Below are 19652 nucleotides of genomic sequence, written 5' to 3'. Positions count from 1 at the left end.
TTCTTGGGAAACGCTTCCTCGGCAATGGAAGATCTTGCGGGGACGCCAAAAGCGGCCGCGCGGGCGGCCTTCTTTGGCTTATGGGGAGTGGTCGGTTGAAGGGGGGAGGAGAGTTGTAGGAAAGGGGGAGTGCGACTCGGGGTGGGGGGAAGAGAAAAACAAGCGCGGTCGGTGGAGGGGTGCGCGATGAACCGACGGCCCTTCAAACGAGCATTGGTAGGTACGAACGTCGGCCCGTTGAAAGAGCGCCAGTGGCAAGAATCGTCGCTGCGACATGAACCGATGCGGCAAAAGCGACCTGGTCTGTCAAAAACCGATGTGGCAAATGCCCAGTTCCAAAAGAACCCTATTCGGCAAGAACCCCAGCCCCCACAAAGATGGGCGGCGCGCCACCGCCCGTCAAACGCAAACCACCCGCCACCGCGCCGCCCATCACCGCCCACCCCAAAGTGGGGGAGGCCCCCAAGCAAGCAACTGACAAAACGCGCGCAAGCGTCATCAAGCAAACCAAGACACCGCGTAAGCCGCTGGCGGCCGCCCGCGCGGCCGTCATCGGCGGGCAGCAGCAACGTCATCCCTGACCACAGGTCTAGCAGCGCAACGACCCAAGACGCACGTAGCCCCTGGCGGGGGTGGCATGCGGAGTGGGCAACCTCGATGCGCCCGAGGGAATCTGAAGGAGGGGCCGTAGGCCCGGACGAAGATGACGAAGGGGAAGTCCGGAGCGAAGGCTCCGGACCGCAATCGTGGGCGCCCACTCCGCATGCCACCCCCGCCAGGGGCGACCTACGAAGAAGACGCGAAGAAACAATCAGCTACCCGAACCCTCAGCAGCAGAATCAGCAGAAGAAGCAGAAATACTGACCTCCCCCACATACCGGCAATCGAGTTCCAGAGACAACTCATCCATCCCCAGAATCTCGACTTCCACCGCCGTCCCCCGCTCCAACTCAGGCATCCCCCCAATCCGAGTCACCAACGGACAATTCGCAAACCGGATCAAATCCTCGCGCAGCACATGCGCCACCGTCCGCGTAATGTGGTTCTGCTTCAACCAGCGCAGGCACCAGTAACGCTCCATCGCGCTCTGGAACTCCGCCCATGCCGCATACTGCGCGTCGAACGCCCCGATGATCGCGAACAGGTCTGCGTCGCGTGGCTTGAATGGGGCCACCAGGCGGGCCGATACCCCGTGCTCCACCGCGGCAATCAGCTGCCATTGGTTCACCAGGTCAACATAGCGGCGCAGCGGCGACGTGCTCCACGCGTATTGGGGGACCCCGATCGCTTCGTGCGGCAGCGCCTGCGTGCTCATGCGCACCCGGCCGGCCTGTTGCGAACGGTAGATTCCCGGAACGCCGTGCTGGTTCAGCAGGCCGCCCCACAGATTGTTCGCCAGGATCATGTATTCGGCCACCATCCGGTCCAGCGGCGCATTGCGCTGGCGCGGCACCAGGCGTACCGGCGTGTCCGGGTCGTCCGGATTGCCGTCCAGGTAGAAGCTGTACTCCACCCGTGAATTGTTTTCCGGCTTGCCGCGCACGTTTTCGCGTTGCGCCGACAGCGCCTGCGCCAGCTTCCACAGCGGGCGCAGCCAGTGGCCGTACGGCAGGTCCGCCGCCGGATCGGACAGGCTTTCTTCCGTGACTTGCGTGTCCAGCATGTTGTGGCGCAGGTTTTCGCGCACCACCACGCGTTCCAGACGCGTTTCGGACTCAATCACCTCGCCCGTTTCCGGGTTGGCCGTCACGTACAGCGACAGCACCGGCACCTCGCGGCCCGCGTCCAGCGAGAACGCGCGGATCACGTTGTCCGGCTGCATCGGGATCTTGTCGCCCGGCATGTACACCGTCGACAGGCGGGCGCGCGCCAGCTTGTCGAACTCGCTGTCGCGGGTCACCGACAGGCCGGGGGCCGCCACGTGCACGCCGACTCGCAGATTGCCGTCAGGCAGCGTCGACACCGACAGCGCGTCGTCGATTTCCGTCGTGGTCACGTCGTCCACCGAATAGATCTCGGCGTCGGACAGCGGCAGGTCGCGGTCGATCGGCGGCAGTTCCAGGTCGGGGAAGGCCAGTCCGCGCGGGAAATTCACCGCCAGGAAGCGGCGCTTGTGCAGCGCCAGCGCGTGCGGCCACGCGCCCAGTTCCAGCAGCAGGCGGTCCGGGCTTTTGCCCAGTTTGGCGCAGGCGGCGTCCAGCGCCTTCCATTGCTGCGAATTCTTGTCCGGGCGGATCAGCAGCGACTCGGCGGCCTGGGCGATCGGCTCGGGCAGGCGGCCCGCGGCCATTTCGTCGACCCATTCCTGCTGCTGCTCGGCCTGGCGCTGTTTCTTGTCCAGCGCGGCCAGCGCGGCGGCCAGGATATCGGGCGGGGCAGGGCGGTAGCGGCCCTTGCCGCGGCGGTGGAAATAGGCCGGCGCGCCGTGCAGGCGCATCAGCAGCGCGGCCTGCTCGACCGGGGTGGGGGCGTGACCGAAATAGTCCGCCGCCAGCGTCGGCGTGTCGAACTCTTCCTGCGGCGCGCATTCCCACAGGAATTGCAGGTCCAGGGTGTCGGCGGTCGCGGCCGCCTGGCTCATCAGCGCCGCCGGTTCGGGCGCGGCGAAGTTGAACAGGGTGTTGGCGCGCTTGATCTTGCTGCGCTTGCCCGATTCCGATTCCACCTGCAGGCTGGCGTCGGTTTCAGACAGGATATGGCCGGCCTTGAAGCTGCCGTCGTCTTCGTAAAACACATACATGGTGAGGGTCATCCTGGGCGGCGCGCACGCGCCGCCTTGCGCAGCTATATATAGAGTGTTGAGTACTGGGGACTATCTGGGGCCATCCGGCTGGGGGCCAAGGGCGAAATCAAGCACCTCGGGCAGCCAGGTGGCAAAGTCGGACAAGCCGTGGTCGCTGCCTTGCACGATACGCTGGCGGCAGCCCGCATAGCGATCGCGCATTTCCTGCCAATCCAGCACCTCGTCGCCCGTGGCCGCCACCAGGAAGTAGCGGTCCGGCCGGATGATGCGGGGCACGTGCAGGGCGGCCAGTTCGTCGACATAGGCGGGCAGGAACACGAACGGCGCGTCGGAATGATACATGCGGTGCTCGCCCACCTGGGTCGCCAGGTCGCGCGCCGCCTCGACGGCGGGGTTCAGCAGCACGGCCTTGCAGCCCAGCTGTTCGGCCAGCCAGGTGGCGTAGAACCCGCCCAGCGACGAGCCCACCACGGTCAGCGCCAGGGGATCGGCCGCCTGGGCCAATTGGCGGCGGGCGATGCCCAGCGCCAGCTCGGCGGCTTCGCGCGGGCTGGCCGGCAGTTGCGGGCAGGCCCAGTCCGCTGCCAGGCCGCGTTCGGCCATGGCGTCGGCCATCATGCGGGCCTTGAACGAGGTCGGCGACGAACGGAAACCGTGCAGATAGAGAATCATGGGGTGCCTTTCTGTAGCCGGTAGGCGGGGCCTCAGCCGCGCGGCTCCAGGGCGGCGAGCAGCTTGCCGTGGATGCCGCCGAACCCGCCGTTGCTCATGACCAGCACCTGGTCGCCGGGCCGGGCGGCCTGCGCCACGGCCGCCACCAGGGCGTCGATGTCATCGTAACTGGAAGCGCGCTCGCCCAGGGGCGCCAGCACTTCGGCCGGGTTCCAGCCCAGGGCGTGCTTGCCGGCGCGGGCGCCAAAGCAGAACACCAGGTCGGCATCAGCCAGCGATTCGGGCAGGCGGGCCGCCATGGCGCCCAGCTTCATGGTGTTGGAACGCGGTTCCAGCACGGCCAGGATGCGGGCCGATCCCACCTGGCGGCGCAGGCCTTCCAGGGTGGTGGCGATGGCGGTCGGGTGGTGCGCGAAATCGTCGTAGACCTTGACGCCGTTGACCGTGCCGCGCAGTTCCATGCGGCGCTTGACGCCGCCAAAGCGGCCCAGCGCCTCGATGCCTTGGGCGGGCGGCACGCCGATATGCTCGGCTGCAGCCAGCGCCGCCAGCGCGTTCATGCGATTGTGCTCGCCGGTCAGCGCCCAGCGCACGGTGCCCAGGGGGGCGCCGCCCCGCAGCACCTCGAAGGCGCCATCGGCATCGGGGGCGCCGGCCTGCCAGGCGCCATCGGGGCCGAACGTGACGGTTTCCGACCAGCATCCGCGCGCAATCACGCGATCCAGCGCATCGGAATGGGCCGGGCGCAGAATGCGCCCCGACGCCGGAATCGTACGCACGAGGTGATGGAATTGGGTTTCGATGGCCGCCAGATCCGGGAAGATGTCGGCGTGATCGTATTCCAGGTTGTTCAGGATGGCCGTGCGGGGGCGGTAATGCACGAACTTGGACCGCTTGTCGAAGAACGCAGTGTCGTATTCGTCCGCCTCGATCACGAAGGGGCGGCGCGCCGGGTCGTAGCGGGCCGATACCTGCAGGTCGGGGGCCACGCCGCCGATCAGGAAGTTGGGCGCCATGCCCGCGGCTTCCAGGATCCAGGCCAGCATCGAGCTGGTGGTGGTCTTGCCATGGGTGCCGGCTACCGCCAGCACGTGCGCGCCGGGCAGGATGTTGTCGCCCAGCCATTGCGGACCGGACACATAGCGGGCGCCGGACTCCAGAATGGCTTCCATCAGCGGATTGCCGCGGCTGACCACGTTGCCGATCACGTACAGGTCGGGCTTGAGCGCCATCTGTTCGGGGCCGAAGCCCTCGATCAGCTCGATTCCCTGTTCGGACAGCTGGGTGCTCATCGGCGGGTAGACGCCCGCGTCGCAACCGGTGACCTTGTGGCCGGCAGCGCGCGCGATCAACGCCAGGCCGCCCATGAACGTACCGCAGATGCCAAGAATGTGCAGGTGCATTGAAAACTCTCCTGCCCTGCATTGTATATATAGGCAGCGGCTGTATCGGCGCGCCGGGCCGCCCGGCGCGGTTGCGGCGCAAACCGGCCGCAACGGTTATGATCGCGCCATGAATCGACGCCTACTCCTTTCCGCCGGCGTGGCCATAGCCGCCACGGTCGCGGGCGGCTACACGCTTCTGGGCCGCAACAAGCCCCAGCCCGCTCCGGCACCCGCCGCCGACGATCCCGTCGCCGGGCTGATGCAGCTGCAACTGCCCGACCTGAACGGCGCGACCCATTCGCTGGCCGCCTGGAAGGGCCAGCCCATCGTGGTCAATTTCTGGGCAACCTGGTGCGCCCCGTGCGTCAAGGAAATGCCCGAACTCGACGCCTTGCAGAAAAAATATCCGCAAATCCGCTTTGTCGGCATCGGCGTCGATTCCGCCGCCAACATGCAAAAATTTGTCGAGAAAGTACAGGTTTCCTATCCGCTGTGGGTCATCGGGGCGGGTGCCATCGATACCCTGCGTAAACTGGGTAATCCCAGCGGCGGCCTGCCATTTACCATCGTTTTCAATGCAGATGGCAGCATTAACCGGAAAATACTGGGTGAAATCCAGCCCGACGACCTGAATCAAACGCTATCCGGCCTCAAGGCGTAAGTCTGTTGGACAAATAATAGGAATTGGCGTAAAAAGCTGGTTTATCGGCTGTTTTGCCAACAATTGGCAATCCACTCATTGGCAAGCGCATGGCGCAAAACATACTGGTATTGCATGGCCCGAATCTGAACCTGCTAGGCACCCGGGAACCTCACATCTACGGCAGCCTCACGCTGTCCCAGATCAATGAGGGGCTTGAGTTGCTGGCGGGCGAATTGGGCGCCACGCTGACGGCGTGGCAAGGCAATCACGAAGGTGCGCTGGTTGACCGCATCCAGGCGGCCCGGCAAGACGGCACGGACTTCATCATCATCAACGCGGCGGCATATACGCACACCAGCGTCGCGATCCGCGATGCGCTGGCCGGGGTCGCGATCCCATTTATTGAAGTACATTTGTCCAACCTGTATAAGCGAGAGCCCTTCAGGCATCACTCATATCTGTCCGACTTGGCAGTAGGCCTTATCAGTGGCCTGGGCGCGGACGGCTACGAAGCGGCTCTGCGTTACGCAGTGCGGCACTGATCTCGCACCAACTCACCGCTTTTACATCTTATATGGCGCGAACCCGAACACCGGGACGTTGCCGACACTATCTCGGGAAGCAGCTTCTATGGACCTCCGAAAACTCAAAACCCTGATCGACCTGGTGGCTGAATCGGGTATCGCCGAGCTGGAAATCACCGAAGGCGAAGGCAAGGTTCGCATCGTCAAGTTCTCGCAGACCTTGCAGCCGGTGGCCTACCACCAGCCCGAAGCCGGCGTGCACGCCGCGCCGGTGGCTGCCGCCGCCCCGGCCGCCGCAGCCCCGGCTGCCGAAGCCGCGCCGGTGATCCAGGGCCACGTGGTCAAGGCCCCCATGGTCGGCACGTTCTACCGTTCGCCGAACCCGGGCGCCGCGCCCTTCATCGACGTGGGTTCCACCGTCAAGGAAGGCGACCCCCTCTGCATCATTGAAGCCATGAAGCTGCTCAATGAAATCGAAGCCGACAAGTCCGGCGTCATCAAAGAAATCCTGGTCGAAAACGGTGAGCCCGTCGAGTACGGTCAACCCCTGTTCGTCATTGGCTGATAGCTGAAAATGTTCGAAAAAATCCTGATCGCCAATCGGGGCGAAATCGCCCTGCGCATTCAGCGCGCTTGCCGCGAGCTGGGCATCAAAACCGTGGTGGTGCACTCCGAGGCCGACCGCGAAGCCAAGTACGTGCGCCTGGCCGATGAATCCGTGTGCATCGGGCCTGCGCCGTCTCGCGACAGCTACCTGAACATGCCCGCCATCATTTCGGCGGCTGAAGTCACGGATTCCGAGGCCATTCACCCGGGTTACGGGTTCTTGTCCGAAAATGCCGACTTTGCCGATCGCGTCGAAAAGAGCGGCTTCGTGTTCATCGGCCCGCGCCCCGACACCATTCGCCTGATGGGCGACAAGGTCAGCGCCAAGCGCGCCATGATCGAAGCCGGCGTGCCGGTGGTGCCGGGTTCCGAGGGCGCGTTGCCCGACGATCCGCAGGAAATCATCCGCACCGCGCGCGAAGTGGGCTACCCGGTCATCATCAAGGCCGCTGGCGGCGGTGGTGGCCGCGGCATGCGCGTGGTGTACACCGAGGCCGCGCTGCTGAACGCCGTCACCATGACGCGTTCGGAAGCGGGCGCCGCGTTCAACAACCCCGAAGTCTATATGGAGAAGTTCCTCGAGAACCCGCGCCATGTGGAAATCCAGGTGCTGGCCGACGGCGGACGCAACGCCGTGTGGCTGGGCGAACGCGACTGCTCCATGCAGCGCCGTCACCAGAAGGTCATCGAAGAAGCGCCGGCCCCGGGCATCGCCCGCCGCCTGATCGAGCGCATCGGCGACCGCTGCGCCGACGCCTGCCGCAAGATGGGCTACCGCGGCGCCGGCACGTTCGAATTCCTGTATGAAAACGGCGAGTTCTATTTCATCGAAATGAACACCCGCATCCAGGTCGAACACCCGGTCACCGAACTGATCACCGGCATCGACCTGGTGCAGCAGCAGATCCTGATCGCCGCGGGCGAGAAGTTCACGTTGCGCCAGCGCGATATCGTCTTCAAGGGCCATGCGATCGAATGCCGCATCAACGCCGAAGATCCGTTCCGCTTCGTGCCCAGCCCCGGTCGCATCACCAACTGGCACACCCCGGGCGGTCCGGGCGTGCGCATCGATTCGCACGCGTTCAACGGCTATTTCGTGCCGCCGAACTATGATTCGATGATTGCCAAGGTCATTACCTATGGCGACACGCGCGACCAGGCGCTGGCCCGCATGCGCACGGCGCTGTCGGAAATGGTGGTGGAAGGCATTTCCACCAACATCCCGCTGCACCGCGAGCTGCTGCAGGATGCCCGCTTCGTCGAAGGCGGCACCAGCATCCACTATCTGGAAAACAAGCTGGCGCAGCGTCCCTGACCAGCAGAAGGGGCCTCGCGCCCCTTTTTTACCGCCTTGAACAAGGCGTTGCCTTAACCGGCTGACCGGGCCGCGGCTTTTGCCGCGGCCCGTTGGCCAGATGGAAGAATCATCATGCGTGAACTCGTGCTCCACTGCCAGGAGGCGCAAGCCGAGGCCCTGTCCGACGCGCTGCTTGAAGCCGGCGTGCTGTCGGTGTCCGTCGAAGATGCCGACCTGGGCACCGACGACGAGCGGCCCCTGTTCGGCGAGCCGGGCACCGAGCCCGACGTGCAGGCCTGGGAGCGCAATCGCGTCGTGGCCCTGCTGCCCGACGGAGCCGATCCCACGCAGATCATGGAAGAAGCCACCGCCGCGGGCGAACTGGATCCGGCGCTGTTCGCCGGCTGGAGCCTGCGCGACGTGCCGGACGCCGACTGGGTGCGCCTGACGCAATCGCAATTCGGTCCGATCCACATCGCCGAGCGCCTCTGGATCGTGCCCAGCTGGCACCGCGACAGCCCGGATGTGCCGGGGCTGCAAACGCCTGCGGCCGATGATGGCGCCATCCATATCGAACTCGATCCGGGCCTGGCCTTCGGCACCGGCAGCCATCCCACCACGCACCTGTGCCTGGCCTGGCTGGAAGCCGAACTGCCGCGCGGCGCGACCGTGCTGGATTACGGCTGCGGTTCGGGCATCCTGGCCATCGCCGCGCGCAAGCTCGGCGCCGGCCCCACGCAGGCGGTCGACATCGACGCGCAGGCCGTGCAAAGCACGGTCTTCAACGCCGACGTCAACCACGTCCAATTGCAGGCCATGCTGCCCGACGGCCTGGCCGACGGCACCTTCCAGGTGGTCGTGGCCAACATCCTGTCCAACCCGCTCAAGGTGCTGGCGCCGATGCTGGCCGGCCGCGTCGCCGCGGGCGGCCATCTGGTGCTGTCCGGCGTGCTGGAACGCCAGGCTGAAGAAGTGGCCGCCGCCTACGCGCCCTGGATCGCCATGTCGGTCTGGCGCGCCCGCGACGGCTGGGTCTGCCTGCACGGCCAGAAGGCCTGAGCCGGGTTGCGCAGGATCGCACCATGGCCCTGACCACCCGCTGCCCGCAATGCGGCACGTCATTCAAGGTCGTGCCCGACCAACTGCGCGTCCGTAACGGCCTGGTCCGTTGCGGCGCCTGCGCCACGGTGTTCGATGGCCGCGCCTGCCTGTTGCCCGAATCGGGCGCGGCGCCAGCGGATGTATCCGCGGTCGCGCCGCCTCAGCCTGCGGGGGCCACGCCCTCGGTGACCGTGCCCGCCATGGCGGTGCCGTCGGCACCGGCGCCGTTCTCGGCCAACGCGGTCGCCGCGCCTGTATTGGCGACCCCCGTTGCGCCGCCGCCCCTGGCACGCGCCGACGAGGCGCCCGTGGTGCAGCGGCCGTCCACCGAACCTGCGTCGCCGCCTGCCGTGCTGCGCGGTCGCGACGACATTCGCCGCCGCATCGAACCCGACGCCGTCCTGGCGGAAGAGGGCGATGACGACGAAGACGAAAACGAAGACCTGGACCGGTACGACGACGCGCCCGCGCCGCGCAGGCAGGAACCGGCTGCACCGCCCTGGTGCGACGAACCCATCGTGGCGGTTCGCGACAATCCGCCCGCCGCGCGGTGGAATGCCCCGCGCAGTCCGGCGCCCGCCGAGCCGGTTTTCGTGGTGCGGGATGACCTGCGAGATGACCCGTACGACGACCCGCACGACGACCTGCGCCATGATTCGCACGATGGCCACGCCATCGACGCCGACCTCGACGCACAAGACGATCCGGATGCCGATCCCCGCGAGCCGATCCTGGGTGACGCGCGCACCCGCTACTCCAGCGCGACCGACGTCGGCCGCGCGCCGCCCGAATTTCTCGACCAGGACCGGCAGGAACGCCGCGGCCTCATGCGCAAGGTCTGGGGCTACGCCTGCCTGGCCGGCTTGATCTTGCTGGGCCTGCAACTGCTGTACGTGTACCGCGTGGACATCGCCAATTCCGTGCCCGTGCTGCGGCCGGCGCTCGAAGCCGTCTGCAAGCCCATGGGCTGCACGGTCGGTTACGCCCGCCGCCTCGAACGCATCGCCATTTCATCGTCGTCGCTGCAGCCGCCCACGGGCGCCGCTGCCATCGACGACGGCCGCACGCGGCTCGTCCTGAACCTGGTGCTGCGCAATCGCTACGACAAGCCGCAGCATTGGCCCGCGCTGGTGCTGGACCTGACCGACCTGTCGGACACGGTGGTGGTGCGCCGCGTGCTCATGCCCGAGAACTACCTGACGCCTGAGCAGTTGCAGGGCCCCTTCGGCCCTGCGGGCGAACTCAAGATTTCCGTGCCGATTGAAGTGACCGGTGTTCAAGTCAACGGCTACCAACTCGACAAATTCTTTCCGTAAAGGATGACATTCATGGTGACCCCCGTTCTGGTCTGCGGTTCGATGGCGTTCGACACCATCGCGGTGTTCGAAGGCCGCTTCAAAGAGCACATCCTGGCCGATCGCATCCAATCGCTGAGCGTCTCGTTCCTGGTGCCCAGCATGCGCAAGGAATACGGCGGTTGCTCGGGCAACATCGCCTACAACATGAACCTGCTGGGCGGCAAGCCGGTGCCGGTGGCCACCGTGGGCGAAGACGCCGGTGAATACCTGGAACGCCTGACGGGCCTGGGCATCGACGTCAGCCGCGTCAAGGTCGTGAAAGACACCTTCACCGCCCAGTGCTTCATCACCACCGACCTGGACGACAACCAGATCACCGCCTTCCACCCGGGCGCCATGTCGTTCTCGGCCACCAACGACCTGAGCGACGCCGACGCGGCCTGGGGCATCGTGGCCCCGGACGCCAAGGAAGGCATGTTCGCCCACGCCGAGCGCCTGCATAAGCGTGGCATTCCGTTCATTTTCGACCTGGGCCAGGCCATGCCGCTGTTCGACGGCGCCGACCTGGAACGCATGCTGGGCCTGGCCCAGGCGCTGACCGTCAACGACTACGAAGCCGGCGTGGTGGAACAACGCACGGGCCGCAGCATGGCCGACATCGCCACCAAGCTGCAGGCTGTCGTCGTCACGCGCGGCGCCGAAGGCGCCACGCTGTTGACCGAAGGCAAGACCATCCAGATCGCGCCGGTGCGCGCCACCCAGGTGGTCGATCCCACCGGCTGCGGCGATGCACAGCGCGGCGGCCTGCTCTATGGCCTGACCAGCGGCTGGAGCTGGGAAGACAGCTGCCGCCTGGGCAACGTCATGGGCGCCATCAAGATCGCCTCACGCGGTCCGCAGAACCACGCGCCGTCGCGCGCCGAAATCGACGCCGTGCTGCATGCCACCTACGGCATTCACCTGCCGGTCTGAACGCCGTTCGAGCGGGCCCGGGGACCTTCGGGAACCTGAGCGCGCCAGCACGGTCGAATAGCCGTCTATTCACCCGGCCGCCGCGGCTTTTTTCCGCCGCGGCCGGTTTCGCAAGTGGCTTTTCCGCCCGTGGCGGTGCGTTTCAGTGTGTTGCACGTTAGGCTTTCGCCCTATGTGGGCGGAGTATGATCAGTTCGTCGGCAGTGCCCGAACGAGGAGTCCAAATGAACCAAAGCAAAACCCTTTCCCTGTTGACGCCGCGTACTGGCCGGTGGCTGGCCGTGGCTGCTGTCGTGACCTCGATGGCCGTCTTGGGCGGTTGCGCCAATCCCAGCGCCTCCAGCGGCGTCTATAGCTATGACCAGGCCCAGCGCGAGCAGATCGTTCGCACGGGTACGGTTACGGGCGTGCGCCCGATCGTCATCCAGAACGACAAGTCCAGCGGTGTCGGCATGCTTGCCGGCGGTGCGCTGGGCGGCGTGGCTGGCAATGCGGTCGGCGGCGGCACGGGCCGCACCATCGCCACCGTCGGCGGCGCCATCCTGGGCGCCCTGGCAGGCAATGCAGTGGAAAACCGCGTGGGCAAGAATTCCGGCTACGAAATCACGGTGCGCCTGGATAACGGCGAAACCCGCGTCGTGGCCCAGGAAGCCGATGTGCCGATCAGCGTCGGCCAGCGCGTCCAGGTCATCAGCGGCGCCGGCCCGACCCGCGTCACGCCGATGTAAGCCGGTTGGCATGCCCCTGGCAGCAAAAAGCCCGCGCAAGCGGGCTTTTTTTCGTCTCGGCGGCGGGTTCAGCAACCGGGGGCGGATTTAGCCCCTGGTCAGGAAGGTAAGAATCTGTCGCTCCGCTGCAACGCAGCACCCGGTATTTACCCGCAGGCGTAACGTTTACGAGCCTTTTATAGCGAATTGGTCTGTAAGTTTCATGGCGATTCAACGTTTGAAGTGCCATGATTGCACCCGTGAGCGATCTCGACGCGCAATTTTCATGTAACCAAGTGCGTCGGCGGGTCGGTCCAAGTGGCGGTAGAAGTCAGTCGATTTTCAACCGTTTTTTTGTATACTCGCCGTCCTATATCTCGGGGCGGGGAATATTTTGCCGACGAGGCAACGCGTAACGCCGCACTTATTTATGCATACCGAGCAAGAACTCCACACCAAGATCGGCGAGATCGTCGAGTCGATCGTCCTGAAGAAAGTCACTCCCGACACTCAACTGATTGCCACCGGCCTGGTCGACTCGCTCGCCGCCGTGGACATCACGCTGGCGGTCGAGGCGGAGTACGGCTGCAGCATTCCGGCTCCCGAGATCGCAGAGCATCTGCAGTCGGTCCGCACGCTCGCCGGCTATGTCGCTGCCAATCTTTCGTAATACCCGCCTGCTGTCCCACGTTGCGGCCGCCACCACGGCGGTGGCCCTGGCGTACGGAGCCTACTGCGGCGCGGATGACCTGCTGACCCGCATCGTCCACCCGGTATCGACGGTGGCGTCGGACAAAAGCAACTATCTGCCCAATCTGGGGCCGGATTGGGGCACGCAGCACGTCAACCTGACCCGGCTGGGCAATGCGCTCAGCGACGGCACACTGGTCGTGCTGGGGTCGTCCGAATTGTCCAGCCACGACCTGCGTTTCGTGCCTTACCGCTTCTTCCCCGAAGAGCTCAAGGTGCCGACGCTGGCCTATGGCCACGCCATGTTCCAGTCGTACGGCATCGTCAGCGTGCTGGAATCGGTGGCGGATTCGCTCACGCCGAACACGCGGCTGGTGATCATGGTGTCGCCGGCCTGGTTCGCCTCGGGCGGGCAGCTGCCGCGCAGCGCATTTGCCGAACACGTGACCGGCCCGGTCTGGGACCGCCTCTGGGAAAAACCCAGCACGCGCGAGCAGATGCAGAACTGGATCACCGACAACGCCAATTGGGGCTTGCTGTGGCTGATCGCCAATGGCCAGGTCTCCGAGCTGAAAGACAAGCTGTCGCTGTGGTGGAACACGCGCAAGGAACCCGCGCCCGATCGCCCGCGCAGCAAGCTGTCGGTCCCGGCGCACCGTTTCGTGTCATGGCCATCGTCGGCGCGGCTGAATTCCGGGCAGTGGTCGCGCCTGACGCATGAGGCGCGCGAGGTCGAGCACGAACTGGGCAGCAACAATCCCTACGACGTGCGCGACGACTACTACAAGCAGTACCTGGCGTCGCTGTATTCGCCGGCCCGCAACGAATTCGCCAACGTCGACCCGATCACCCGCACCGAGCTGGGCGACCTGTCGCGCGTCATGGCCTTGCTGCAAAAGCGCAAGGTCAAGGCCTACTTCGTGATCCAGCCGTTCAACCCCAAGCTCATCCTCGACGTCGAACGCTTCGACCCGGTGGTGGCCGCCATTACCGGCATGTGCACGCGCTACCAGATGGGTTGCCTGGACCTGTACAGCATTCCCTTCGAACCCGGCATGGTGCGTGATGACATGCATTTGGCCGAGCTCGGTTGGGCGATGGCGGACCAAGGCATTGCGGAGTACTTTTCCCGATGAAACTCTTTCGTAAAGCCGATCCGGCTGCCGGCGACGGCGCCCAGGATCAGGGCGCCCGCAAGTCGGGCATGGCATGGGGCCGGCGTTTCTTCTGGCATCTGTGCCTGTATATCGGGGTGATCCTGGTGTTCGTGCTGCAAGCGCAGCCCACCACGGGTAGCGGCGGACCTATCAAGGTCGAATTCCAATACCAACAGTTCTGACCGCAGCATGGAATTGTTCGCAAGCTTGAGCTTTTTCGGCGGCGCCCTGTGCGGCGGGCTGGGTCTTTTGGCCTACCGTTCCTTCGGCATGCCGCTGCGCATCGGCTATCGCCACGTCATCGGCGTGATCTGCCTGGGCGTCTGGATGGCGGTGTTCTGGGCGCGCCCCTACCAGCCGCTGGCGCTGCTGGCCATTTCGGGCACGGCGTTGTGGGCCGTACGCCGCAACTACATCCCCACCTGGCTGGCCGTCATCATCACGATGACGCCGCTGCTGCTGGTCAAGACCGGGGTATCGCACCTGGGCGCCATGCTGGGGCTGTCGTTCGCCACCTTCCGCGCCATCGACGTGCTGCTGTTTGCCCAGCGCAACGAACGCATCTCGCCGCTCGACTATTTCATCTACCTGTTCTTCCCGCTGACGCTGCTGGCCGGGCCGATGTATCGCTGGCGCAGTTTCCAGGCCGATTTGAAACGCGGTTATGAAGGCGTGAATCTCAATACCTGGCTGACCGGCCTGGAATTGATCATGCTGGGCGTGATCCAGAAATTCGGCCTGGCCGAATTGATCTGGCGCTACGGCCTGGCGACGCTGGATGCGCACGATTATTCGTTCACCGGCGTGGCGCTCAACGCCTCGCTCTACAGTGCCTACCTGTTCTTCGATTTCGCCGGCTATTCCACCATGGCCATCGGTATCGGCATGCTGTTCGGCTTCACGCTGCCGATCAACTTCCGCAACCCGCTGGCCACGCTCAATCCGCAGGACTTCTGGCGCCGTTGGCACATCAGCCTGTCCGAGTGGCTGCGCGACGTCGTGTTCATGCCGATCTACAAGGCGCTGAGCAAGACCCCGTTCTTCGCGCGCCACCGCATGGCGGCGCAGAACATCGGCATCTTTGCCACGCTGCTGGCCATGGGCGTCTGGAACGGGCTGTCGGTGCACTACATCGTCAGCGGCCTGATGTTCGGGGCGTATTCGGTGGGCCATAACCTGCTGATCAACGCTGCCCGCACGCGGCCGGCGCTGCAGGCCACGCTGGCGCGTCCCGTCATGCGCTTTCTCGGGCGCGTTCTCACCCTGATTCTCGCTGCCCTGGCGCTGTACGTGTTCAGCGGCCGCAGCCCCATCTGATGCCCGGAGTTTCGGCATGCGTTTCGACCTGAAGACCTTCCAGTTCGTTGACTCTGCCCGCGCGCCCGACGCGCTGGCGGTGGTCGCGGCCGACCGCAGCCTGACCTGGGCGCAGTTGCGCGACGAAGCCGTGGCGTGGGCCGACCAGGCCCGCGAGCACGGCGCGGCTCCCGATGTGCCCGTGGCCATCTACGGCCACAAAGAGGCCTCTTTCTTCGTCGCCATGGTGGGCGCTTTGCTGATCGGCGCGCCGTTCGTGCCGGTCGACACCATCTACCCGCCCGAACGCCTGCGCCGCATCGTCGAGATCGTGCGCGCCGCCGCGGTGTACGACACCGCGGCCCGGGGCTTCGAACCGGGTGACGGCGCCGAGCTGGCCGAGCGCGGCCTGGCCTACGTCATGTTCACGTCCGGCAGCACGGGCGACCCCAAGGGCGTGCAGATCGGCCGCGAAAGCGTCGGCCTGCTCGGCGACTGGATGCTGGGCAGCTTCGGCCTGGGCGATGCGCCAGTCTTCATGAACCAGGCGCCGTTCAGCTTCGACCTGTCGATGTACGAAGTGTTCGCCACGCTGGCCGCCGGCGGCACCTGCGTGCTGAATTCGCGCGAACAGATCGGCGCGGCGGCCACCTGGATGCCGCGGCTGGCGGCCAATGGCATCACGGTATGGGTGTCGACGCCGTCGTTTGCGCACCAGCAGCTGGCCAACCGCGATTTCTCGCCGGCCACGTTGCCCACGCTGCGCACTTTCCTGTTCTGCGGCGAGCCCTTGCCCGCGGCGCTGGCCAAGAAGCTGCGCCAGCGCTTCCCGGACGCCGTGATCCTGAACACCTACGGCCCGACCGAAGCCACCGTGGCCACGACCTGGATCGACATCACCGACGCCGTGCTGGCGGTGCACGATCCGCTGCCGGTGGGCTACGCCAAGCCCGATTGCGAACTGCGGGTGCAGGACGGCGAAATCTGCATCGTGGGCGACCACGTCATGCGCGGCTACCTGAACCGCCCGGACCTGAACGAGGCCAAGCTGTTCGTGGCCGAAGACGGCCGCCGCGGCTTTCGCACGGGCGATCTGGGCCAGATGGAGGCCGACGGGCTGCTGTTCTGCCGCGGCCGCATGGACGACCAGATCAAGCTGAATGGCTATCGCATCGAGCTGGCCGAGATCGACGAAGCGCTGCATGGCTTGCCGGGCGTGGAAGGCGGCGCCTGCGCGGTCCTGCGCCGGCCGGATGGCACGGCAGTGCGCCTGATCGGCTTCGTGGCGGGCGGCGAAACGGGCGAGGCCGATGCACGCTTTCTGCAGCCGGATGCGCTGTCGGGCTGGAAAGACCGGCTGGCCCAGCGCCTGCCGCCCTACATGGTGCCGTCCGAGCTGGTGGCCTGCCCCGCGCTGCCGATGTCGAACAATCACAAGATCGACCGCAAGAAGCTGATCGACATCTACGCCACGATTCCGGCGTGATGACGAGCGGGCAGGGCGCGAGCCTGCAGCCCGCTCGGAACCAAAAAAAGCCCAGGCGGAAATGCCTGGGCTTTTTTGTCAGTGCCCGCTGGCGCCTTGCCAGCGGCTGTCTATCGGGTGCGCGTCAGACGCCCACCACGTTGTAGCTCAGGCGGGCCAGCACCATCAGCACGATCTGGGCCACGATCAAGAGCACCAGCGGCGAGAAGTCGATCGAGGTGCGCGGCAGCAGCCGGCGAACCGGGTCCAGCAGCGGGGCGGTCAGGGCCTGCAGCAGCGGCATCATGGGGGCCATCGGGTTGACCCAGGACAGCACGGCCTGGATCAGGGTCAGCCACACGACCAGGTTCAACGCCCACTTGGCCGCCATGAACACGGCGCCCAGCAGGAACTTGGGCAGCAGCACGGCCGGCAGCAGGGCGCCCAGCGCGACCATCCAGATCAGCACCAGATAGGCCAGCGCCGCCAGCCAGGCGGCCACGATGCTGGTCCAGTCGATCTTGTTGCCGGCGGGGATGATCTTGCGCAGCGGCAGCACCAGCCAGTTGGTGGCCTGGTAGATGACGCGTGCCAGCGGATTGAAGGGGTGCAGTCGTATCGCGTGCATCCAGGCGCGGGCGATCAGGGCCGCGCCGAACAGCGTGAATGCGATTTCGAGCAGGAAGCGAAGGATTTCACCGAGCATGGACGCGATCTACCAAATAAAGACGGCTTTTATTGTCTCACGCCAATGGCGCTACGGTAGTGTCCGGATGAGGCGATCGCCGGGGCGGACGGCGCAAAAGGGGGAACCCTCGGGGCAATAAAAAACCGCCTGGCCAGGGCCAGGCGGCTTGAGGTGCTGCTACCGATGTGGACCGGTCCGATTACGGACGGCCACCCGTCGGGAACGGCCACGACGCGGCGGGGTTCAGCGCGGTCTTCGCGCCCGGCGCAGCAGCCGTGGACGGCGGCGTAGCGGGCTTCTTCGGAGCGGCTTTCTTCGCAGCGGGCTTCTTGGCAGCGGCGGGCTTCTTGGCAGCAGCCGGCTTGGCAGCGGCAGGCTTTGCAGCAGCGGGCTTCTTGGCAGCCGGAGCCTTCTTGGCTACGACTTTCTTGGCAACCGCCTTCTTGGCAGCGGGGGCCTTCTTGGCAACCGCCTTCTTGGCGACGGCCTTCTTGGCTACCGCTTTCTTGGCGACGACCTTCTTGGCTACCGCTTTCTTGGCGACGGCCTTTTTGGCGACGGCCTTCTTGGCAACCGCCTTCTTGGCGACGACCTTCTTGGCCACTGCCTTCTTGGCTACCGGCTTCTTGGCCGCGACTTTCTTGGCGACGGCCTTCTTGGCTACCGCTTTCTTTGCGACCTTCTTGGCTGCCGGCTTCTTGGCGGCAACCTTCTTCACTGCAGGTTTCTTGGCGGCGACTTTCTTGACTGCTACCTTCTTGACAGCGGCTTTCTTGGCCGGAGCGGCCTTCTTCGCTACTGCCTTCTTGGCGGCGGGCTTCTTCACCGCTTTCTTTACGGCTTTCTTGGCTGTTGCCATGGTCATGCTCCTTAGGTTCAGGGGTCCCAGAACTTAAACCCGTGCCCCGACTCGCCAACAAGGCGAACCGTGCCCGGGCTATTCATCGGCGCATGCCGCTGTTCTGTGCGAGCAACAGCTACTACGGTTTGCGCTAATGAATTCGGCACAGCCATTTGATATGGCCCCCGCTCCTTTGGCGCGAGCCATTTCAAATGGCGCCGGTGGGCAGTCTGATCACAGACCGCCTACCGCTTGTTCTACGTGTTCGAAAACACCCTGACCTGGGAGATCGCCGTCAGGCCTGGCGCGAACGCGACGCTCTTTGAGCGTGCCCGCGCCGGACCTGATGGCGAACTACGTTACTCCCAGCTCAGCGTGCCACCAGTTTGGTATTCGATCACGCGAGTTTCAAAAAAGTTGCGTTCCTTCTTAAGATCGATCATTTCCGCCATCCACGGGAAGGGATTTTCTTCCTGCGGGTACAGCGGTTCGATACCGATTTGCTGGCAACGACGGTTGGCGATGAAGCGCAGGTAGGATTTGAACATGGGTGCGTTCAAGCCCAACACGCCGCGCGGCATCGTGTCTTCGGCGTAAGCGTATTCGAGTTCGACCGCTTTGCGGAAGAGTTCTCGTATTTCTTCGCGGAATTCCGGCGTCCAGAGGTGCGGATTCTCGAGTTTGACGGTGTTGATCAGGTCGATGCCGAAATTGCAGTGCATGGATTCATCGCGCAGGATGTACATGTACTGCTCGGCCGCGCCGGTCATCTTGTTCTGGCGGCCCAGCGCCAGGATCTGCGTAAAGCCAACGTAGAAGAACAGGCCTTCCATCAGGCAAGCGAAGACGATCAGGGACTTGAGCAGCGTCTGGTCGGCTTCGGGCGTGCCCGTCTTGAAGTTGGGGTCCGCGATCGCGTCGATGAACGGGATCAGGAACTCGTCCTTGGCGCGGATGGACGGCACTTCGTTGTAAGCGTTGAAGATCTCCGCTTCGTCCAGGTCCAGGCTTTCGACGATGTATTGATAGGCGTGCGTGTGGATGGCTTCTTCGAAGGCCTGGCGCAGCAGGAACTGGCGGCATTCAGGCGCCGTGATGTGGCGGTAGGTGCCCAGCACGATGTTGTTCGCGGCCAGCGAGTCGGCCGTGACGAAGAAACCCAGGTTGCGCTTGACGATGCGGCGCTCGTCCTCGGTGAGCCCGTTGGGGTTCTTCCAGAGGGCGATGTCGCGCGACATGTTGATTTCTTGCGGCATCCAGTGGTTGGCGCAAGTGGCCAGGTACTTTTCCCAAGCCCACTTGTACTTGAACGGCACCAGCTGGTTGACGTCGGTTTCGCCGTTGATGATGCGCTTGTCTGCAACCTTCACGCGCTGCGAGGTGGCGGCGCCGCTGGCCGCCAGGCCTGCCGCGTGTTCAGGCGCGGCGGGCGTGGGCAGGGCGGTGTCGCCGAACACGCCGGTCGCCGCCCGGACTTCGGGCGCAGCCTGCCCACCCGCCGCGGGTGCGGGGGCTTGTGCAGGTTGCGTGGCGAGGGTGTCGTCTTCCCAATTAATCATGATTCATT

19 protein-coding genes are annotated in these 19652 nt (G+C 65.1%); 13 read left to right on the top strand and 6 right to left on the bottom strand.

Annotated features, from left to right (window positions below):
• Window positions 1–811: 811 nt before the first annotated feature.
• From HV798_RS11545 to mpl, 3 genes are all read right to left on the bottom strand, one after another.
• On the bottom strand, window positions 812–2740 hold the full coding sequence (locus HV798_RS11545; protein WP_175193409.1) for a ribonuclease catalytic domain-containing protein: 1929 nt from the start codon (window positions 2738–2740) through the stop codon (window positions 812–814).
• 72 nt (window positions 2741–2812) lie between these two features.
• The gene (locus HV798_RS11540) at window positions 2813–3415 is read right to left on the bottom strand and encodes a YqiA/YcfP family alpha/beta fold hydrolase (RefSeq protein ID WP_175193408.1); all 603 of its coding nucleotides are present in this window, start codon (window positions 3413–3415) and stop codon (window positions 2813–2815) included.
• Window positions 3416–3447: 32 nt separating this feature from the next.
• The gene (mpl, locus tag HV798_RS11535; RefSeq protein WP_175193407.1) at window positions 3448–4818 is read right to left on the bottom strand and encodes a UDP-N-acetylmuramate:L-alanyl-gamma-D-glutamyl-meso-diaminopimelate ligase; all 1371 of its coding nucleotides are present in this window, start codon (window positions 4816–4818) and stop codon (window positions 3448–3450) included.
• A gap of 109 nt (window positions 4819–4927) precedes the next feature.
• Between mpl and HV798_RS11530 the strand changes: the two genes are divergently transcribed.
• From HV798_RS11530 to HV798_RS11470, 13 genes are all read left to right on the top strand, one after another.
• Window positions 4928–5461 (top strand): TlpA family protein disulfide reductase, encoded by a 534-nt coding sequence (locus HV798_RS11530; RefSeq protein WP_025137628.1) that lies wholly within the window; start codon window positions 4928–4930, stop codon window positions 5459–5461.
• Window positions 5462–5550: 89 nt separating this feature from the next.
• A complete protein-coding gene (gene aroQ / locus HV798_RS11525) occupies window positions 5551–5985 on the top strand; it encodes a type II 3-dehydroquinate dehydratase (protein WP_025137627.1) in 435 nt (144 codons plus the stop codon).
• A gap of 88 nt (window positions 5986–6073) precedes the next feature.
• Entirely contained in the window at window positions 6074–6532 is a 459-nt protein-coding gene (gene accB, locus HV798_RS11520) for an acetyl-CoA carboxylase biotin carboxyl carrier protein (protein ID WP_025137626.1), read from the top strand.
• 9 nt (window positions 6533–6541) lie between these two features.
• A complete protein-coding gene (gene accC, locus HV798_RS11515; RefSeq protein ID WP_025137625.1) occupies window positions 6542–7888 on the top strand; it encodes an acetyl-CoA carboxylase biotin carboxylase subunit in 1347 nt (448 codons plus the stop codon).
• Window positions 7889–8002: 114 nt separating this feature from the next.
• Window positions 8003–8929, top strand: a complete 927-nt coding sequence (gene prmA / locus HV798_RS11510; protein WP_175193406.1) for a 50S ribosomal protein L11 methyltransferase — start codon at window positions 8003–8005, stop codon at window positions 8927–8929.
• A 23-nt stretch (window positions 8930–8952) separates the two neighbouring features.
• The gene (locus HV798_RS11505; protein WP_175193405.1) at window positions 8953–10287 is read left to right on the top strand and encodes a DUF3426 domain-containing protein; all 1335 of its coding nucleotides are present in this window, start codon (window positions 8953–8955) and stop codon (window positions 10285–10287) included.
• Between the two features lie 12 nt (window positions 10288–10299).
• Window positions 10300–11241 (top strand): carbohydrate kinase family protein, encoded by a 942-nt coding sequence (locus HV798_RS11500; protein ID WP_175193404.1) that lies wholly within the window; start codon window positions 10300–10302, stop codon window positions 11239–11241.
• 224 nt (window positions 11242–11465) lie between these two features.
• Window positions 11466–11969 carry an outer membrane lipoprotein gene (locus tag HV798_RS11495; RefSeq protein WP_025137621.1) on the top strand — a complete coding sequence of 168 codons (504 nt, stop codon included), beginning with the start codon at window positions 11466–11468 and terminating at the stop codon, window positions 11967–11969.
• Window positions 11970–12378: 409 nt separating this feature from the next.
• Window positions 12379–12618: an acyl carrier protein gene (locus HV798_RS11490; protein ID WP_025137620.1), complete on the top strand. Its 240-nt coding sequence runs from the start codon at window positions 12379–12381 to the stop codon at window positions 12616–12618.
• Window positions 12596–13774, top strand: a complete 1179-nt coding sequence (locus HV798_RS11485) for a D-alanyl-lipoteichoic acid biosynthesis protein DltD (RefSeq protein ID WP_175193403.1) — start codon at window positions 12596–12598, stop codon at window positions 13772–13774. Before HV798_RS11490 ends, HV798_RS11485 begins: the two co-directional genes overlap by 23 nt.
• The gene (locus HV798_RS11480) at window positions 13771–13977 is read left to right on the top strand and encodes a hypothetical protein (RefSeq protein ID WP_025137618.1); all 207 of its coding nucleotides are present in this window, start codon (window positions 13771–13773) and stop codon (window positions 13975–13977) included. The genes HV798_RS11485 and HV798_RS11480 overlap by 4 nt, the downstream gene beginning before the upstream one ends.
• A gap of 7 nt (window positions 13978–13984) precedes the next feature.
• Complete coding sequence (locus tag HV798_RS11475) at window positions 13985–15112, top strand: MBOAT family O-acyltransferase (RefSeq protein WP_025137617.1); 1128 nt, start codon at window positions 13985–13987, stop codon at window positions 15110–15112.
• Window positions 15113–15128: 16 nt separating this feature from the next.
• On the top strand, window positions 15129–16577 hold the full coding sequence (locus HV798_RS11470) for a D-alanine--poly(phosphoribitol) ligase (RefSeq protein ID WP_175193402.1): 1449 nt from the start codon (window positions 15129–15131) through the stop codon (window positions 16575–16577).
• A gap of 124 nt (window positions 16578–16701) precedes the next feature.
• Here HV798_RS11470 and HV798_RS11465 read toward each other — a convergent pair whose 3' ends face one another.
• The 3 genes from HV798_RS11465 to HV798_RS11455 form a co-directional block, all read right to left on the bottom strand.
• Window positions 16702–17262 carry a YggT family protein gene (locus HV798_RS11465; protein WP_175193401.1) on the bottom strand — a complete coding sequence of 187 codons (561 nt, stop codon included), beginning with the start codon at window positions 17260–17262 and terminating at the stop codon, window positions 16702–16704.
• A 181-nt stretch (window positions 17263–17443) separates the two neighbouring features.
• Window positions 17444–18103: a histone H1-like DNA-binding protein gene (locus HV798_RS11460; protein WP_025137614.1), complete on the bottom strand. Its 660-nt coding sequence runs from the start codon at window positions 18101–18103 to the stop codon at window positions 17444–17446.
• Window positions 18104–18444: 341 nt separating this feature from the next.
• Window positions 18445–19644, bottom strand: coding sequence for a ribonucleotide-diphosphate reductase subunit beta (locus tag HV798_RS11455; RefSeq protein ID WP_175193400.1), 1200 nt, complete (start codon window positions 19642–19644; stop codon window positions 18445–18447).
• Window positions 19645–19652 lie beyond the last annotated feature (8 nt).

This window comes from Achromobacter deleyi (genome assembly GCF_902859705.1).
Taxonomy (GTDB): Bacteria; Pseudomonadota; Gammaproteobacteria; order Burkholderiales; family Burkholderiaceae_B; genus Achromobacter; species Achromobacter deleyi.
This window is presented reverse-complemented; position numbering and strand designations above follow the sequence as displayed.

Excerpts from the sequence above, each read along its gene's own strand:
- aroQ (WP_025137627.1), top strand. The coding sequence starts at position 5,551 with ATGGCGCAAAACATACTGGTATTGCATGGCCCGAATCTGAACCTGCTA.
- HV798_RS11455 (WP_175193400.1), bottom strand. The coding sequence starts at position 19,644 with ATGATTAATTGGGAAGACGACACCCTCGCCACGCAACCTGCACAAGCC.
- HV798_RS11500 (WP_175193404.1), top strand. The coding sequence starts at position 10,300 with ATGGTGACCCCCGTTCTGGTCTGCGGTTCGATGGCGTTCGACACCATC.
- HV798_RS11530 (WP_025137628.1), top strand. The coding sequence starts at position 4,928 with ATGAATCGACGCCTACTCCTTTCCGCCGGCGTGGCCATAGCCGCCACG.
- HV798_RS11485 (WP_175193403.1), top strand. The coding sequence starts at position 12,596 with ATGTCGCTGCCAATCTTTCGTAATACCCGCCTGCTGTCCCACGTTGCG.
- HV798_RS11465 (WP_175193401.1), bottom strand. The coding sequence starts at position 17,262 with ATGCTCGGTGAAATCCTTCGCTTCCTGCTCGAAATCGCATTCACGCTG.
- HV798_RS11540 (WP_175193408.1), bottom strand. The coding sequence starts at position 3,415 with ATGATTCTCTATCTGCACGGTTTCCGTTCGTCGCCGACCTCGTTCAAG.
- accC (WP_025137625.1), top strand. The coding sequence starts at position 6,542 with ATGTTCGAAAAAATCCTGATCGCCAATCGGGGCGAAATCGCCCTGCGC.
- HV798_RS11470 (WP_175193402.1), top strand. The coding sequence starts at position 15,129 with ATGCGTTTCGACCTGAAGACCTTCCAGTTCGTTGACTCTGCCCGCGCG.
- mpl (WP_175193407.1), bottom strand. The coding sequence starts at position 4,818 with ATGCACCTGCACATTCTTGGCATCTGCGGTACGTTCATGGGCGGCCTG.
- HV798_RS11480 (WP_025137618.1), top strand. The coding sequence starts at position 13,771 with ATGAAACTCTTTCGTAAAGCCGATCCGGCTGCCGGCGACGGCGCCCAG.
- HV798_RS11490 (WP_025137620.1), top strand. The coding sequence starts at position 12,379 with ATGCATACCGAGCAAGAACTCCACACCAAGATCGGCGAGATCGTCGAG.
- HV798_RS11495 (WP_025137621.1), top strand. The coding sequence starts at position 11,466 with ATGAACCAAAGCAAAACCCTTTCCCTGTTGACGCCGCGTACTGGCCGG.
- HV798_RS11545 (WP_175193409.1), bottom strand. The coding sequence starts at position 2,740 with ATGTATGTGTTTTACGAAGACGACGGCAGCTTCAAGGCCGGCCATATC.
- prmA (WP_175193406.1), top strand. The coding sequence starts at position 8,003 with ATGCGTGAACTCGTGCTCCACTGCCAGGAGGCGCAAGCCGAGGCCCTG.
- HV798_RS11460 (WP_025137614.1), bottom strand. The coding sequence starts at position 18,103 with ATGGCAACAGCCAAGAAAGCCGTAAAGAAAGCGGTGAAGAAGCCCGCC.
- HV798_RS11475 (WP_025137617.1), top strand. The coding sequence starts at position 13,985 with ATGGAATTGTTCGCAAGCTTGAGCTTTTTCGGCGGCGCCCTGTGCGGC.
- HV798_RS11505 (WP_175193405.1), top strand. The coding sequence starts at position 8,953 with ATGGCCCTGACCACCCGCTGCCCGCAATGCGGCACGTCATTCAAGGTC.
- accB (WP_025137626.1), top strand. The coding sequence starts at position 6,074 with ATGGACCTCCGAAAACTCAAAACCCTGATCGACCTGGTGGCTGAATCG.